The following is a 13,465-nucleotide window of genomic DNA, read 5'->3' as shown; positions in this document are numbered from 1 at the left end:
TCTAAGCGATATAGGAGGTGCTGGAGCGGTCGAAGCCCGCCACCAGCTCGATTCCCTCATCGTCCGCCTTCCAGGATACATGGGGATAGGTGAGATGCTTGATGAACCCAGATGTGCTGGCTGCGATCTGGGTTGCCAGATGCTCCTCGCCCAGAGCCTCCCTGCTGATCCGATAGACCATTCTCTTCACCTCAGACTCGTCCAGATAGCCCAGGGAGTGGATGTACTCATGCAGGAGAACATGGAATGCATAGGGCTTGTAAAGCTCGGGGCGGGTCTCCATAATCCTCTGCAGTGGTATCTTGTTCAGGACAATGACATTGGAGCCTGTGGTGAAGAAGCCACCCAGAAAGCCCTGGGGATCATTTCCCAGGTTTGCCATGCCCAGCATCAATCCGCCCCTACATTTGCCCATGCTCTTTTCTACCAGGGCCTTTACCACCTCGAATATGTCCGCCAGGGATCTTGCCTCATCCAGGCGGCCGATGTAATCAGTTCTCATTTCAAGCCACTATGTGGCTACGTCTAAGTATATAATAGTAACCTAAGGTTAGTATAAATCCGGGTCAGTCTGGATGAGGTCAGTCTGGATGGGAGGTCAGACTGGATGAGAGATCAGACTGGATGGGAGGTCAGACTGGATGGGAGGTCAGACTGGATGGGAGGTCAGACTGGATGGGAGGTCAGACTGGATGGGAGGTCAGACTGGATGGGAGGTCAGACTGGATGGGAGGTCAGACTGGATGGGAGGTCAGACTGGATCATTCTTCAAGAGTGGCCTCCCATCAGCCCTTCAATGAGGTCTCTGCAAGAGCAGATCCTCCTTCAGCTTGGTCCTGATGCAATAGACCCTTCTCCAGGCCGATCTCCATCCAGGCCCAGGCCCAGATGACCGCCTCAAAGGCTCTGATCAGATCATCCTGTTCCAGAAAATAGTGAGAATCAGATAGATAGGCGGAGATGTTCTCCAGCATATCTTCATCCCCGGATAGCTGCTCGAAGAGAGACTCTCCCCTCTCCCGCCACTTAGCAGTCTCGTTTAAAAGGTCAGCTTCCAGGTTCCTCTTTCTACCATCCGGGCCTTCCATTGTATCATCTCTATCTTCTGCTCTCTATGACCTCAGAGACCCGGCCATCTTCCACCTTGACTCTGACCATTGTCTTCAGCTCATAGCCCTGGGCTCTCAGCCGCTCTGCGCCATCACCTCTCTCCACCACAATCACCACATCCATCACCTCTGCCCCGGCCATCTTGAGCGAGTCCAGTGTGGCCTTGAGGGTTCCGCCAGTGCTGATCACATCATCGACCACAATCACTCTATCCCCCTTCTTTATGCCATTCAAGAAGAGCTGAGACCTGGAGTAGCCGGTAGCCTTATCTATCTCGATCTCATTCGGCAGGCCGTATTTACGCTTTCTGATAATCACCAGGGGAATATCGCAGAGAATGGAAAGCACTATGCCAATGGGAATTCCCATCGCCTCAACTGTCACAATCTTGTCCACATCCAGATTGGCGATCCGCACAATGTTAGCCGTGACCTCCCGGATCAGATCCGGCCTGATCTCAGGAACGCCGTCTGTGATTGGATGAATGAAGTAATCATACCCTCCCCGCTTGAATACCGGGGCCTCCAGCAATGATCTCCTAAGCCTATCCAGCATATTCGGGCCTATGCGTTACACCATCTTATATTTTTTCGATCTGAGGGTTGAACAGGGCTATGCGCCGTCCATCTCCACCAGAGGGTCCCGGCAACCGCATAGGGCAAAGGCCTCCTCCCTCTCAATGCAGGTGGGGCAGGAGCGGCAGGGCTTATCCATTCCCAGGTAGCATGACCAGGTGAGCTCATAGGGAACCTGCAGCTCAAGGCCCATCCTCACGATCTCTGCCTTGGTCATATCCAAAAAGGGTGCTCGCAGTTGGACGGGATGCCAGGCTGTGCCCAGCCTTATGGCGGGCTTGAGGGCATCAACGAACTCCGGCCGGCAGTCGGGATAGATCGTCAGATCATTCCTGTGAGCGGCATAAAACAGCTCCGGGATTCTCTGGGCCTCGGCATAGCCCGCAGCCACAGAGAGCATTATCATATTTCTGTTTGGCACTACCGTCTGCCTGGCAGACTCCTCAGTATAAAGACCTCTGGGCACCTCCCCCTTCCCCAGGAGTGCGCTTTGCCCCAGAAATGCAGCCAGAGAGGAGAGATCGATGATGTGGTGGGTGATATCCAGCCTGGAGGTGATGACTCTTGCGCACTCTATCTCCTTTTTATGCCTCTGGGCATAGTTGAAGGTGAGGGCATCAACCTGATAGCCATCGGCCAGCAATCTGTAGAGCAATGTGCTCGAATCCAGACCACCGGAGTATATTAAAACCGCCTTCATTTCATTCCTATCTCCCTTTTCTTGAGCATAAGACTGCCATCCAGGTGCCCTAGCCGGCCACATCCTGAGCAAGAGGAGCTACCAGCACCTTGTCCACCCGGCGCTCATCCATATCCACGACCTCGAAGCGATATCCACCCCATTCGAATTTGTCTCCTGTGACAGGGATCTTCTCCAGGTGGGTCATCATGAAACCGCCCATGGTCTGATAGGTTCCATCATCCTCATCAGGGAGCCTCTCGATGCCCAGCTTATCTTTGAATTCGCTCACAAGCATAACCCCGTCCACCAGCCAGGAGCCGTCGCTTCTGCGCAGGATCTGGGGCTCGCTCAGCTCATGGATATGGGGGATATCTCCCACCAGCCCCTCCAGAAGATCCACCAGCGCCACCACCCCCTGCACTGTGCCATACTCATCCAGCACAATGGCCAGATGGATTCCCGTCTGCTTGAACTTCTCCAGCACCTTCAAAGCCCTCATGCTCTCCGGGACAAATAGGGGTGGCAGCAGCAATGGCCTCAGATCGATCGGCTTTCTATTGAGCTCGCAGTTCAGAACATCCTTGGACTGGATCACTCCCAGAACATTATCCAGCTTCCTGCTGCAGACCGGAAAGATGGTGTACGGCACACTGGCAGCCTTCCTTTGGATCTCCTGGAGGCTCTCATGAACGTCAAGCCAGACTATCTTTCCCCTGGGGGTCATAATGGAGCTGACCTTTCTCTCTCCCAATGAGAAGACCCTCTCCACTATGTCCTGCTCATCCTCCTCGATCACCCCGGCCATTGTCCCCCGGTCTATCATGATCTTTATCTCTTCTTCTGTCACCTCCGGCTCGGCATTGGAATTGATCCCCAGGGCCTGGAGGACAAACTCTGTGGATTTGCTCAGGAGAAGAACCACCGGGGATGCAATCCTGGAAAAAGTACTCAACGGAGATGCCGACCAGGATGCAATTCGCTCCGGATTGGAGAGGGCGATCCTCTTTGGTACCAGCTCTCCTATGACCAGATTGACGAAGGTAATAGACAGGACTACTAAAGCCAGAGCAATTCCATGGCTGTAATGGGTCAGAGCGGGAAAAATTATGAGCAGATATCCAGCCACCTCATCGGATATTGTCGCTCCTCCAAAGGCCCCGGTAAGTGTGGCTATCAGAGTCATCCCTGTCTGAGCAGAGGAGAGAAACAGATTGGGGTTGTCTGCCAGCTCCAGAGCGATGCTGGCACCCTTATCCCCCTGATCTGCCATCTGGCGGAGCCTGGTCTTTCGCGATAAGACGACTGCCATCTCCGCCATGGAGAAGGCGCCATTTGCCAGTATAAGAATGATGATGACTAAGATCTCATGCAACATGGGCTAATACCCTTCCATGATAGTGCGTCCGGTCTATTCATGATTTGTATAATTCCCCGAGATCATGAGCTGATTCTCTCATCTTGACAGGACTGGATATCTGATGGTTATTTATAACTTACCTGAACAGAGGGCCAATCCCCCGAGGGCGGACCGGTTGTATTGGTATCGAAGATCTTCATGGAAAAATAAAAAGGAGAAATAAAAGTCAAAAATAATAAAAATAAAAAGGGCCGATTTATTTGAGATCGGCGGTGCAGTACTTGCATTTGGTCGCTGTCTTGGCGATGCTCTCTTTGCAGTACGGGCATTCCTTGGTGGTAGGATCAGCAGGCGCCGGTGCTTTCTTCAGAGCATTTATCTGTCGCACCAGCATGAACACGGCAAAAGCCACTATGATAAAGCTGATTACTGCATTTATGAATAGACCATAATTGAGAGTGGGAGCAGATACCGCCTGCGCCTCTGCCAGGCTGGCGTAGGTCTTACCATCAAGAGCCACGAACATGTCGGCGAAGTTTATCCCTCCGGTCAGCATGCCAATTGGCGGCATAATAATATCATTCACAAGCGAATTGACTATGCTGCCGAATGCTGCCCCAATGATTATGCCCACCGCCATATCCACAGCATTGCCCTTCACTGCGAATTCCTTAAATTCGCTAATAATTCCCATAGAGAATCACTCCAATAGATGAAACACTATATTGTTTCCTTCTCTTAAGATATAAATCCTTTTGGACAAAGCTGATGTTGATTTCTGAATTGCCGGAAAGGCCAAGTAGAAAGAGGGCCCATATGATGGCAATGAAAGAGTACACCCGTGAAGGGCTGACAGTGCAATGGAATCCGGAAAAGTGCATACATGCGCAGGAATGCATAAAGGGACTGCCTGGTGTCTTCAACCGCGATAGCAAACCCTGGATAGATATGCGGGGCGCAAGCCTGGAGGAGATCATGAGGGTGATAGACCGCTGCCCTTCCGGTGCTTTGAGCTACAAACAAAGAAAGCCCCCGCTCGAGGAGGAGGGGCCCCAGCCCGGGGAAGGGGATGTATCAGATGGTACATATGCCTCCATCAAGGTGGTGAAGAGTGGCCCTCTGCTGGTGGAAGGGAAGTGCCGCCTGCTCAATTCCAGTGGCGATGAGGTAGCACGGGAGGGGGTCTATGCCCTGTGCAGGTGTGGAGCCTCCAGGAAAAAGCCATTCTGCGATGGAAGCCACATCAATGCGGACTTCGATGATGCAGAGAGAGGCCGGGGATGAGATGGCTCCGGCAGGCTATTTCCACCTACCAGCCGAACCGGAATCTGCATCTGCTGCCACCCTGACAGATCCTCTCCCTCCTCTCGAACCCTATCTCTTTGTCCTCCCCCTCAATGCCCTTCGGGCTGAACTCCTGCGCCCAGACCTGGTTTTCCGCCAGGCAGATGACCTCGCTCACCCTCTCTGAGAGCCCTTCTCTGCCTGAGCGGAGCATGATATCATGCCAGGGACAGCGCCGGATCTCCACTGTAAATCCGTCCTCCTCTGGTTCCAGATCGTAATCGAACTCCTCCAGGGCCAGACGGGTGGCAATAGCCTCCTTCAGCCCGTCAAGTCCATAATCCAGATTCAGCATGGACTTGATGCTCCGGGCCTGGATCTTGGGCAGGACCCGCCAGACCGCCTCGTCCAGCTCCAGCGCCTCATCAAATCCATGCTTCTTCTCGATCATCATGAACCAGAGGCCGTCCACCGCCCGGTAGGAACGGCGGAAGTACTCCGTCTTATCCATCTCTGTCAAATCCTTCATGTTACCCGCTCCCTTGCTTTCCTGCAGTTGAAGCTCTGCTCCCCGTTCTCCGGCTGGCCTTGAGAATTCCTTTGCAGGACTCCATAGAACGGCGGCATCTTTCGGCACATTTCCTCATTTCTGCGGATTCTGGGTCATTTTCTGCCTCAAGCTCCAGGGAAAGAGCCTCAAAGATCCTGGAGGCCTTTTTATAGGCTCGAAGAGCCTTTCTGCCCCATTTCTCCCGATCCTCCACCTCAGAGATGGTGATGTAAGCATAAGCCAGGTCTCTTAAGATCTCAGCATGCTCTCCTGGCGCCAGATCGGCAGTGTAATACTCCATGGCCACACTGTAGGCGTCAATCGCCCTTCGGCAGTTATCCGCCTTGTCCACTGCCTCTGCCAGGGTGATGAAGCTGTATCCCAGGCTCTTATGAGCATCAGCATGCTCTGCCGGGCTATGCCCCTCATAGATCCGGATAGCCGCCCGGCAGGCATCAATTGCCAGGCGGCAGTTCTCCACCTTATCTTCGACCTCTGCCAAAGCGGAATATGCCGACCAGAGAAGGAGCTGCGCTTCAGCATGCTCATGGGGATGTTCCCTCTCAGTGAAGAAGGCCAGAGCTTCTATTGCTGCCTGTGCCCTCCCTGCAGTCCTCTGCCTTGGCCTCAACTGAGTCTTCCGCTTCTGCGAGCATGCTGTATGTGATGGCCAGCTCCTTCTGGCAGGAGGCAAAATCCCAGGGTTGATCTTTCGCAGAATAGACTGCCAGCCTCTTCTGGCAGGCCTCCAGGGCCAATAGACAGCTCTCAGCCCGGCATTCGGTCTCCCCCAGGGTGAGGTAGCTCAGCCATAGAATTCTCTGCGACTCAGCATAGCCTCCTGGGGAGCTCTCCTGGCTGGAAATACTCAAAGCCTCTTGAGCAGCGCGAATGGCCTTCAAACAGTTATCAGAGCGATCCAGGACCTGGGCTCGGAGCAGATAAGCGCTTCCCAAATTGTTTAAGGTGGCTGTATGGAGGGTTGGATTCTGCCTGCTCTTGTAGACTGCAAGAGCCTTCCCGAAGGCCTCCAGGGCAAGGTCGCAGTTCTCCAGACTCTCTACCTCCTCAGCCAGGGCAAGGAGGGCACTGCCCAGGTTGTTCTGGGTTGCAGCATATGCCAGTGGCATATTCTCCACTGTCCGGATGAGAAGAGCCTCGCGACATGCCTGAATGGACTGATTGCAGAGCTCTATTCTGGCCTCTCCCCCCTCTACCTCTCCTCCCTCTACCTCTCTCCTTTCGGCCTCCTCATCCTCTATCACTCTCTCTTCGCCCTCTTTCTCCTCTACCTCTCTCCCCTCTCCCTCCCGCACATCGATCGCTCTATCCTCGCCCCTCCTCTCTCCGCCTCCTCCCTCCAGGGCATCGGAGAGAGCGAGATAGGCTATAGCCAGATTGTTCTTGATCAGGGCGAACTCCTCTGGAAAGCGATCGAGCTTATAGACCATCAGAGCCTCCTGGTAGGAGGCAATGGCCTGCCTGCAGTCATCTGCCCGATCTAGGGGCCTGTTCGCGATCTGGGCGCGGGTCAGATATGCGCTGCCCAGGTTTGCCATCGCTCTTGCGAACGCTCGAGGATGATCTTTTGAGTTGTAGACATTGAGAGCATCTTTGCCAGCCTCAATTGCCTGCTGGCTGTTAGCCATCCCCTCCTCCAGTTCGGCCAGCTTTCGATAGGCAATGCAGAGCTCATCCTGAAGAGAGGCGTAGTCCAAGGGGTAGATCGACCTGGAGAAGATGGTCAGGGCCTCCTGCCAGAGACTGATGGCCTGCTTTAGGCATTCTTTTCGATCAAAAAGATCGGAAAAGTTCATATAAGCAAATCCCAGGCTTTTCATTGTCCGGGCACGAAGATAGGGGTAGCTTTCCCGGGTATAGGCCACAAGTGCCTTTTTATAGGCTTGAATGGCACGATCGCAGCTCTGTAAATCATTATTTTCTATGAATATCCCAAGGCAATTGTCGCCTATCTTTCGGTATATATTGCTCTCCTGCACTGGGTCCATCTTGAAGGCCAGCATCCTCTCGCATATCTCCAGAGCCTTTTCATACTCTGCGATGCCATCAGCATCAATCGATCTTGTTCTTTTAATGCCGCTCAACCTCTTTGAATTTTGGATGATATCAATCATAAATGCTGCTACATTTATCCTTCGCTTTTTGGAAGAGTCATTCGCCGCCGGGTATAATTCATACTAATTTAATATACCAATAAAGTTAAATATAATGAGGTGTGATTAGATGGATGAGATAATAAAAAGGCCTCCTAATTATCGTATAAAATGCAAAGGAGCGGTATTTCAAGTCCTATCCTCCTCCTTGAAATTCCGCTTCTTCTTAAATGGTCGCTATCTTTCAAAAGCAAAGGCAGTATTAGTGATATTATGAATATTTACCCTTCCTTTGTACTCCTGTCTCTGGTAAGGCCCAAGCATCTTGATTTCATCAAGTAGGATCTGAGCCACAAAGGTGCGAGATGCGAGAGACGGAATCTCCAGGCTCTTGCACAGAAAATGAGAAAGAGCCCAAGCCTCTGCCGGGAATGATGATCAGGCACGCATAGAAGCCACTGCAAAAGGCAGAATATCAAGCAATGTTATGGCTATTATTAATCCTATCCAGTAGAAGGGTTTATTGAAGTACCACGTCCTTTTTCCTCGCGCATAGACATAAACAAGGTAGGGGAACAGGGGGACAATTGAGAGCAAAGGATGAGGCTCAACAAAAAGAACATAGGTGAAGATATAACCTTGGACAAGCAGGCAGGCTACGCATGTCAGGCCGACCTTGGATTGGTTATTGAGTCTCATATCTACTGCAAGTCGCTTTAGATTGATAAGCTTTTCAGATCACTGCAGGACATGGGCAGATGCATCCAGAAACCCTCTTCCGGGATAATGATGGCCCTGGAATCAAAGAGGTCTCAGTGCGCCCATTGAAACCGTCATACCTGGCCGGGCACCCATGAGGCTTGAAAATGAGCCATGGCATGGAAGGCATTCTCGAAGACGACAATCGAATGCAGGAGAGATTGCATCGATATGCTTGCAGTCTATTTTCATCAAACGCTATTGAATGCCTGGGTAAGAGCAGCAGCCTGCACAGTATAAATCAATATACCATAAAGTATATATGTGTAAGAACTAATTATGGGGCTATGCCAAAGACTACCTTGACTTTATCAGAACCAGTCGCAAAAGCCTTGAAGATCTATACTGTTCAAACTAAAAGCAGCATGCGTGCTCAAAGCCAGGTGATCGAAGAGGCGTTAAGAGAGTTCTTTCAGAATCGTGGAATTGAAATCGAGGAGTAGTCACTTCTGCACCGCTTCTATCCATAATTCTATTAATTCTCGAAATCCTCATACTCAGACCGGCCATATGCATATCCGCTGATGCGCGAACAGATCGGATATGCAGTATAGTGTTGATAGCAATGATGACGACCAGAAGCGTGAGCAATGGAAGCATGGCGCATGGCAGCAAGTGTGAAAAAATAAATATATTATCAACAGATGAACGCTTCTGCCCTGGGCCCTACTTTTTTCTTTTTCTTAATACATGGCATTATTCTGATCCCGCTTTGCTGCTTTCTGCTTTGCTGCTTCCCGCTTTGCGAAATAATGCTGATGATATTCCTCCGCTTCATAAAAATCAGATGCAGGAACGATCTGAGTGACAGATCTTCTTGGATAGGCACCAGATCTATCGAATTCATCCCGTGATTTCTCTGCTGCTGCCTTTTGCTCATCATTGTGGTAGAATATGGCCGATCGATATTGGGTGCCTATATCAGGTCCCTGGCGGTTGGGTGTGGTGGGATTATGCATTCTCCAGAATAAGCTGAGCAGTTCTCTGTAGGATACGATCTGGGGATCGTACTCTATCTGCACAGCCTCTGCATGGCCTGTAGTCCCGGTGCAAACCTGATCATAGGATGGATGAGGGACTGTTCCTCCTGTGTATCCCACAGTTGTCCGAAGCACTCCGCGGATCTGCTGGAAGAGCGCCTCCACTCCCCAAAAGCAGCCGGCGGCGAAGGTGGCAATCTCATAGCCCTGATCGGCTCTCCCGGAAGCCTCCCTCTGCCCGCCCCGGGGCTCATCCTCCTGGAAGAGGGGCCGGTATTCTCCATATCCTTCCTTTTCCAGATCCTCCACTGGTATAAAACGCAGGGAGGCAGAGTTGATACAGTAGCGCAGACCCGTCGGATCGGGGCCGTCATCGAATACATGGCCCAAATGGGAGTTGGCCTCTTTGCTGCGAACCTCAATCCGCCTCATATTATAACTGGTATCGACTCTCTCTTCTATGCTCCCCTCTTTCAGCGGCTTTGCGAAGCTCGGCCATCCTGTCCCGGAATCGAATTTATCCTTTGAGCTGAATAAGGGCTCTCCCGAGACCACATCCACATAGATGCCAGGCCTTTTATTGTTCCAGAATTCGTTCTGGAAGGGGGGTTCTGTATCCGCCGGTCCAAATTTGACCCCCGCGCCGATCCGATTTTGACCCCCTTAGACGACTAACCTAACTCATAGAGTATAAAGTTCGTCTCGCTACTTTCTGCGGAAACTCTCTCCGTTCATGTTCAGTATCAGCGCGTGGTGGGTAATCCTATCCAGAATTGCTGCGGTTAGAGTCCTGTCATGGAATACCTTCACCCAATCTGAAAATCCCAGGTTCGAGGTAATGATAGTACTCATAGTCTCATATCGTGCTGCAAGCAACTGAAATAGCAATTCAGCAGCAGCGAGATCAAATGTTACGTACCCAAGCTCATCAATTATGAGGAGATCAACCTTTTTAAACTGTTTGATATAAATTGAGAGCCTGTTATCTTTTCTCGCTTCGATCATCTCATTGACCAATGCCGCTGCGGAGCGAAATACAACTCGATAGTTCTCCTCGCATGCTTTGATCCCTACCGCAATAGCCATATGAGTCTTGCCGGTTCCTGAATTTCCGATGAGAATAACATTCCTCCTTTCTTTAAGAAACGCAAGCGCTTTTAGTTCAGGAATAGCCTCTCGCCCATCTTGCGGCAAATCATCCATCAATAGATCCTCGAACCTCTTTTTTGTCGGAAAGCCGGCTTGCCGAAGCGCTCTCATCTGGCGGTTCAGATGTCTCTTGTCGAGTTCGGACTGCAATGCTGAAGTCAGAAACTGCAGCATATCCTCATTATCAGGCTGATAGTCCAGGACGTAGTTGTAGACTCCGCTCAGTCGCAACTGTTTACATAGATCTGCAAGATTCGGTTCCACAGTCTATCCCTCCATAAACTGATCGAATATGGTGAGATCCGGCTCCAGGACCTCGAAACCACCCTCGATGTCAAAGGGCTCAACCATCAGAGCATTGGTTTGATGAAGCAAAACCGAATGCTATCGCTGGTCGGATGGATGTTCTGTTCTTTTAGGATCGCAAGAGCGGTTGAAAATTTTTCAGGGGAGGTCTCTTTTATCAGGTCAAGAATAGGCAGAAATTTTTTGGATCATTCGCATAATAGCGATTGAAAGCATCCCGAATCAGTTCATCTGCCTGAGCTAAAACTCTGGAATTTGGGAGCGCACCCGGTTTGCGATGAAAAGTCTTGATGTAATGAGCGATATCAAGCGAATACTTCTGATTCCCAGCCAATCGACGATGAACTGCAATGATATCGTTTCCATCAAGGAACTCGATCCTATCCACCAACATCTTCAGTGTAATATATCGAGGACGGTATGTATCCGAGTGAGTAGAAGTTCCCGTCAAATTTTACCAATGAATACCGCGAAATAGTTGCACGTTTCAGTTCGCAGTTTTCAAATTCGAGTGTTGGCAATGGATGCATCAAGGCTCGCTCTTGATCAAGGCCCTGGACCGGCACATCGGATCGACGATAGACAGGATGGCCGTTTATCTCGCCAAGGCGCATTTTTAGCCATTCAGCAGCCTCATTTATGGATGCAAATGAACTCCTTTCGCTGAAAGTGGCACGCCGGACATAGCCTACACTTTCTTCGTCTGTCCCTTTCTCGTTAGGTGAAGCTGGATTGCAGACACAGGGCTGAAAACCGAAATGCATAGAGAATTCCAGAAATTTATCATTGAACTGCTGCTTTCGAGAATCGTATACAGCAGCCATTCTGTCATAGAATATCGCCTCGGGAACTGAGCCGATCTCGCGGAAGAATTCGATGTGGGCCTGGATCACTTCCAGACGGGTTGATCTGTTATAGAGGCGAGCAAATCGATAGAGCGAGAAGGGCAAGACGAAGACCGCAAGGTAGAATTTCTGCCATACTCCGGCGATTTGAGTGTGACTTCGCCCCAATCGAATTCTGCACGCTGACCAATGCGCGGCTCCTGCAAAGATAAACCTCTCGGGGTGCATTAGTGCGTTTCCAGCGGACAACTTCGTCCTTGACCGTGGTATAACCTATTTTATGACCATCCTGGACGAGAAGCTCCCAGATTCTTTTGCCGTGAGTCGTTGTTTTTGGGGCATCCCATGTTTGACTCAAGATATTGATGTATCTTCTGACGGACAAGATCAGTGAGCGAGAGGGTTGAACGATCTTTCGGTTTTGGGAATGATCTCCTCCGCCAATCCTTCTTGCATCTTTGACCTGATGAATACTTTCACAGTGTTCGGGATATGTTCAGTTCGCGGACTACTTTTGTAGGACTTATGGGTTCGTACAGGTCTACGATTCTACGTACATCTGCCATCGTTTTCACCTTACCGCCCCTCTCAGAGTACTTGGAGGGGGGAGGCTCCTTTTGGGGGGTCAAACGATGGGTTTCAAATAGGGGGGTCAAATTGAGTCGGCGAATACAGGGGTTCAGTGCCGCCCTCTGGGTGACATGATACTGCAGGGCGTCAGTCTCTTCTTGGAGACTGCTTTGGAATCCTGGGAGGCATCTTCTCTTCTCATAAGCTTATTATCGTCCAGGATATTGTTTATAGATTTCCGGCTGTACGGCTGTCAATCATGAGCTGTCTCTCAAGTCCCTCTGTGAATCCCTGCGAATCTCCATGCGAGTCTCTTTGGGATCCTTCTCCTCAGCAGCTCGATCCGGACGGCCGCCTCCTAGCACGAGGTAATTCACCTGTATCCCAAGCTGGACGCTATAACGAACATCGCATGAGACCAGAGCAAGGGGGAGACTGAGAATCTGAATGCCATTGTCGAAAATCTGCTCTGGGATATGTCCGTCCGTCCTTTCAATGACCCAGTCGTAAAACTGCTTCGCTCTTCTAGTATCGCCTCTTTGGATCCAATATATAGAGCCAGAAGTTGAGGATCGGCCAGGCACCAGCTCCTTTCTTTCGGTGCATCCCTTCGAACATCCAGCCATCGTACTCGTCATGCTCGTAGCGGTGCACCCCGCCATCAACAACGAGACGGCTTTCGATCTCTTTGACAGTGGAGACTATTTCGGGGGCATCGGCCTCGTATATCGCAAATGGATAGACGAGGGCCAAGACTGAGGCATCGATCCGCTTGTCAATCAGCTTTCCAAAGGGCGGACAAAATGGTCATCAATGAAGTGCTCGTCCAGTCTCATTCTCATCTCTTCGGCAACTTCCCACCACTTATCAGCCTCTTCGGGGATCATTTCACCTGCGCATTTGAGCCCTCTTATGCAAGCGGCAAGAGAGTAAGTGAAGTTCTCTGCAAGGTCTGGAAAAGCAAGCCTCTCCTCCCAAAGATCGGTTGCCACCAGATCCAAGCAGTCTGCATTCAGATCCGTGCAAGCCCATCAGCTCCTTTTTTTGAGGTCCTCGAATTTCCTGGCATCTTCAAGGTTGTCTTGATAGTGGTGCCACAGGGCGAAAGATGAGATCCTGTCTGATCGGGTTGGGAAGCCATTATGGGCCTTGAGCCCGTTCACATATACTTTCAAAAAACAGGC

General features: G+C 50.9%; 18 protein-coding genes. 3 read left to right on the top strand and 15 right to left on the bottom strand.

Translation table 11 applies throughout. The features are described from left to right. Window position 1: 1 nt before the first annotated feature. The 6 genes from IPI63_RS11230 to mscL form a co-directional block, all read right to left on the bottom strand. Window positions 2-502 (bottom strand): hypothetical protein, encoded by a 501-nt coding sequence (locus tag IPI63_RS11230; protein ID WP_214065129.1) that lies wholly within the window; start codon window positions 500-502, stop codon window positions 2-4. A gap of 283 nt (window positions 503-785) precedes the next feature. Then, on the bottom strand, window positions 786-1,088 hold the full coding sequence (locus IPI63_RS11225) for a DUF357 domain-containing protein (protein WP_292478472.1): 303 nt from the start codon (window positions 1,086-1,088) through the stop codon (window positions 786-788). A gap of 10 nt (window positions 1,089-1,098) precedes the next feature. Continuing rightward, window positions 1,099-1,665 (bottom strand): hypoxanthine/guanine phosphoribosyltransferase, encoded by a 567-nt coding sequence (hpt, locus tag IPI63_RS11220; RefSeq protein WP_214065131.1) that lies wholly within the window; start codon window positions 1,663-1,665, stop codon window positions 1,099-1,101. Between the two features lie 57 nt (window positions 1,666-1,722). Continuing rightward, the gene (gene queC, locus IPI63_RS11215; RefSeq protein ID WP_292478470.1) at window positions 1,723-2,385 is read right to left on the bottom strand and encodes a 7-cyano-7-deazaguanine synthase QueC; all 663 of its coding nucleotides are present in this window, start codon (window positions 2,383-2,385) and stop codon (window positions 1,723-1,725) included. 49 nt (window positions 2,386-2,434) lie between these two features. Beyond that, on the bottom strand, window positions 2,435-3,742 hold the full coding sequence (locus tag IPI63_RS11210; RefSeq protein WP_214080340.1) for a hemolysin family protein: 1,308 nt from the start codon (window positions 3,740-3,742) through the stop codon (window positions 2,435-2,437). A 238-nt stretch (window positions 3,743-3,980) separates the two neighbouring features. Continuing rightward, window positions 3,981-4,418 (bottom strand): large-conductance mechanosensitive channel protein MscL, encoded by a 438-nt coding sequence (gene mscL, locus IPI63_RS11205; RefSeq protein ID WP_214065134.1) that lies wholly within the window; start codon window positions 4,416-4,418, stop codon window positions 3,981-3,983. A 122-nt stretch (window positions 4,419-4,540) separates the two neighbouring features. Here mscL and IPI63_RS11200 point away from each other — a divergent pair, with 122 nt between their 5' ends. Beyond that, the gene (locus IPI63_RS11200) at window positions 4,541-5,008 is read left to right on the top strand and encodes a (4Fe-4S)-binding protein (protein ID WP_292478469.1); all 468 of its coding nucleotides are present in this window, start codon (window positions 4,541-4,543) and stop codon (window positions 5,006-5,008) included. 25 nt (window positions 5,009-5,033) lie between these two features. Here IPI63_RS11200 and IPI63_RS11195 read toward each other — a convergent pair whose 3' ends face one another. Genes IPI63_RS11195 through IPI63_RS11185 form a run of 3 tightly spaced genes read right to left on the bottom strand, consistent with a single transcriptional unit; the run spans window position 5,034 to window position 7,663 of the window. Next, complete coding sequence (locus IPI63_RS11195; protein ID WP_214065135.1) at window positions 5,034-5,537, bottom strand: DUF6125 family protein; 504 nt, start codon at window positions 5,535-5,537, stop codon at window positions 5,034-5,036. Window position 5,538: 1 nt separating this feature from the next. Beyond that, window positions 5,539-6,189, bottom strand: a complete 651-nt coding sequence (locus tag IPI63_RS11190) for a hypothetical protein (protein ID WP_292478467.1) — start codon at window positions 6,187-6,189, stop codon at window positions 5,539-5,541. Beyond that, window positions 6,122-7,663, bottom strand: coding sequence for a hypothetical protein (locus IPI63_RS11185; RefSeq protein WP_292478465.1), 1,542 nt, complete (start codon window positions 7,661-7,663; stop codon window positions 6,122-6,124). Before IPI63_RS11185 ends, IPI63_RS11190 begins: the two co-directional genes overlap by 68 nt. Before the next feature lie 139 nt (window positions 7,664-7,802). Between IPI63_RS11185 and IPI63_RS11180 the strand changes: the two genes are divergently transcribed. Beyond that, window positions 7,803-7,949, top strand: a complete 147-nt coding sequence (locus IPI63_RS11180) for a hypothetical protein (RefSeq protein WP_292478463.1) — start codon at window positions 7,803-7,805, stop codon at window positions 7,947-7,949. A gap of 161 nt (window positions 7,950-8,110) precedes the next feature. On the opposite strand, the gene IPI63_RS11175 is transcribed toward IPI63_RS11180, so the two are convergent. Beyond that, window positions 8,111-8,371, bottom strand: coding sequence for a hypothetical protein (locus tag IPI63_RS11175; RefSeq protein ID WP_292478462.1), 261 nt, complete (start codon window positions 8,369-8,371; stop codon window positions 8,111-8,113). Window positions 8,372-8,538: 167 nt separating this feature from the next. Between IPI63_RS11175 and IPI63_RS11170 the strand changes: the two genes are divergently transcribed. Next, window positions 8,539-8,874 carry a hypothetical protein gene (locus IPI63_RS11170; protein WP_214065338.1) on the top strand — a complete coding sequence of 112 codons (336 nt, stop codon included), beginning with the start codon at window positions 8,539-8,541 and terminating at the stop codon, window positions 8,872-8,874. A 240-nt stretch (window positions 8,875-9,114) separates the two neighbouring features. Here IPI63_RS11170 and IPI63_RS11165 read toward each other — a convergent pair whose 3' ends face one another. The 5 genes from IPI63_RS11165 to IPI63_RS11145 all read right to left on the bottom strand — a co-directional run bounded on the left by IPI63_RS11165 (window position 9,115) and on the right by IPI63_RS11145 (window position 13,282). Next, the gene (locus tag IPI63_RS11165; RefSeq protein ID WP_292478654.1) at window positions 9,115-10,059 is read right to left on the bottom strand and encodes a bifunctional methionine sulfoxide reductase B/A protein; all 945 of its coding nucleotides are present in this window, start codon (window positions 10,057-10,059) and stop codon (window positions 9,115-9,117) included. Between the two features lie 57 nt (window positions 10,060-10,116). Continuing rightward, window positions 10,117-10,824 carry an IS21-like element helper ATPase IstB gene (gene istB / locus IPI63_RS11160; RefSeq protein WP_213996866.1) on the bottom strand — a complete coding sequence of 236 codons (708 nt, stop codon included), beginning with the start codon at window positions 10,822-10,824 and terminating at the stop codon, window positions 10,117-10,119. Window positions 10,825-11,246: 422 nt separating this feature from the next. Beyond that, the gene (locus IPI63_RS11155; protein WP_292478460.1) at window positions 11,247-11,879 is read right to left on the bottom strand and encodes a DDE-type integrase/transposase/recombinase; all 633 of its coding nucleotides are present in this window, start codon (window positions 11,877-11,879) and stop codon (window positions 11,247-11,249) included. Between the two features lie 927 nt (window positions 11,880-12,806). Further along, a complete protein-coding gene (locus IPI63_RS11150) occupies window positions 12,807-13,034 on the bottom strand; it encodes a hypothetical protein (RefSeq protein ID WP_292478458.1) in 228 nt (75 codons plus the stop codon). Window positions 13,035-13,060: 26 nt separating this feature from the next. Beyond that, window positions 13,061-13,282 (bottom strand): hypothetical protein, encoded by a 222-nt coding sequence (locus IPI63_RS11145; protein WP_292478457.1) that lies wholly within the window; start codon window positions 13,280-13,282, stop codon window positions 13,061-13,063. Window positions 13,283-13,465: the final 183 nt, after the last annotated feature.

This window comes from Methanothrix sp. (assembly GCF_016706325.1).
Lineage (GTDB): Archaea > Halobacteriota > Methanosarcinia > Methanotrichales > Methanotrichaceae > Methanothrix.
This window is presented reverse-complemented; position numbering and strand designations above follow the sequence as displayed.

Bases quoted from the DNA above. Each gene is read 5' to 3' on its own strand.
- IPI63_RS11200 (WP_292478469.1), top strand. From the start codon at position 4,541: ATGATGGCAATGAAAGAGTACACCCGTGAAGGGCTGACAGTGCAATGG.
- mscL (WP_214065134.1), bottom strand. From the start codon at position 4,418: ATGGGAATTATTAGCGAATTTAAGGAATTCGCAGTGAAGGGCAATGCT.
- hpt (WP_214065131.1), bottom strand. From the start codon at position 1,665: ATGCTGGATAGGCTTAGGAGATCATTGCTGGAGGCCCCGGTATTCAAG.
- queC (WP_292478470.1), bottom strand. From the start codon at position 2,385: ATGAAGGCGGTTTTAATATACTCCGGTGGTCTGGATTCGAGCACATTG.
- IPI63_RS11180 (WP_292478463.1), top strand. From the start codon at position 7,803: ATGGATGAGATAATAAAAAGGCCTCCTAATTATCGTATAAAATGCAAA.
- IPI63_RS11195 (WP_214065135.1), bottom strand. From the start codon at position 5,537: ATGAAGGATTTGACAGAGATGGATAAGACGGAGTACTTCCGCCGTTCC.
- IPI63_RS11225 (WP_292478472.1), bottom strand. From the start codon at position 1,088: ATGGAAGGCCCGGATGGTAGAAAGAGGAACCTGGAAGCTGACCTTTTA.
- IPI63_RS11170 (WP_214065338.1), top strand. From the start codon at position 8,539: ATGAGCCATGGCATGGAAGGCATTCTCGAAGACGACAATCGAATGCAG.
- IPI63_RS11210 (WP_214080340.1), bottom strand. From the start codon at position 3,742: ATGTTGCATGAGATCTTAGTCATCATCATTCTTATACTGGCAAATGGC.
- IPI63_RS11230 (WP_214065129.1), bottom strand. From the start codon at position 502: ATGAGAACTGATTACATCGGCCGCCTGGATGAGGCAAGATCCCTGGCG.
- IPI63_RS11175 (WP_292478462.1), bottom strand. From the start codon at position 8,371: ATGAGACTCAATAACCAATCCAAGGTCGGCCTGACATGCGTAGCCTGC.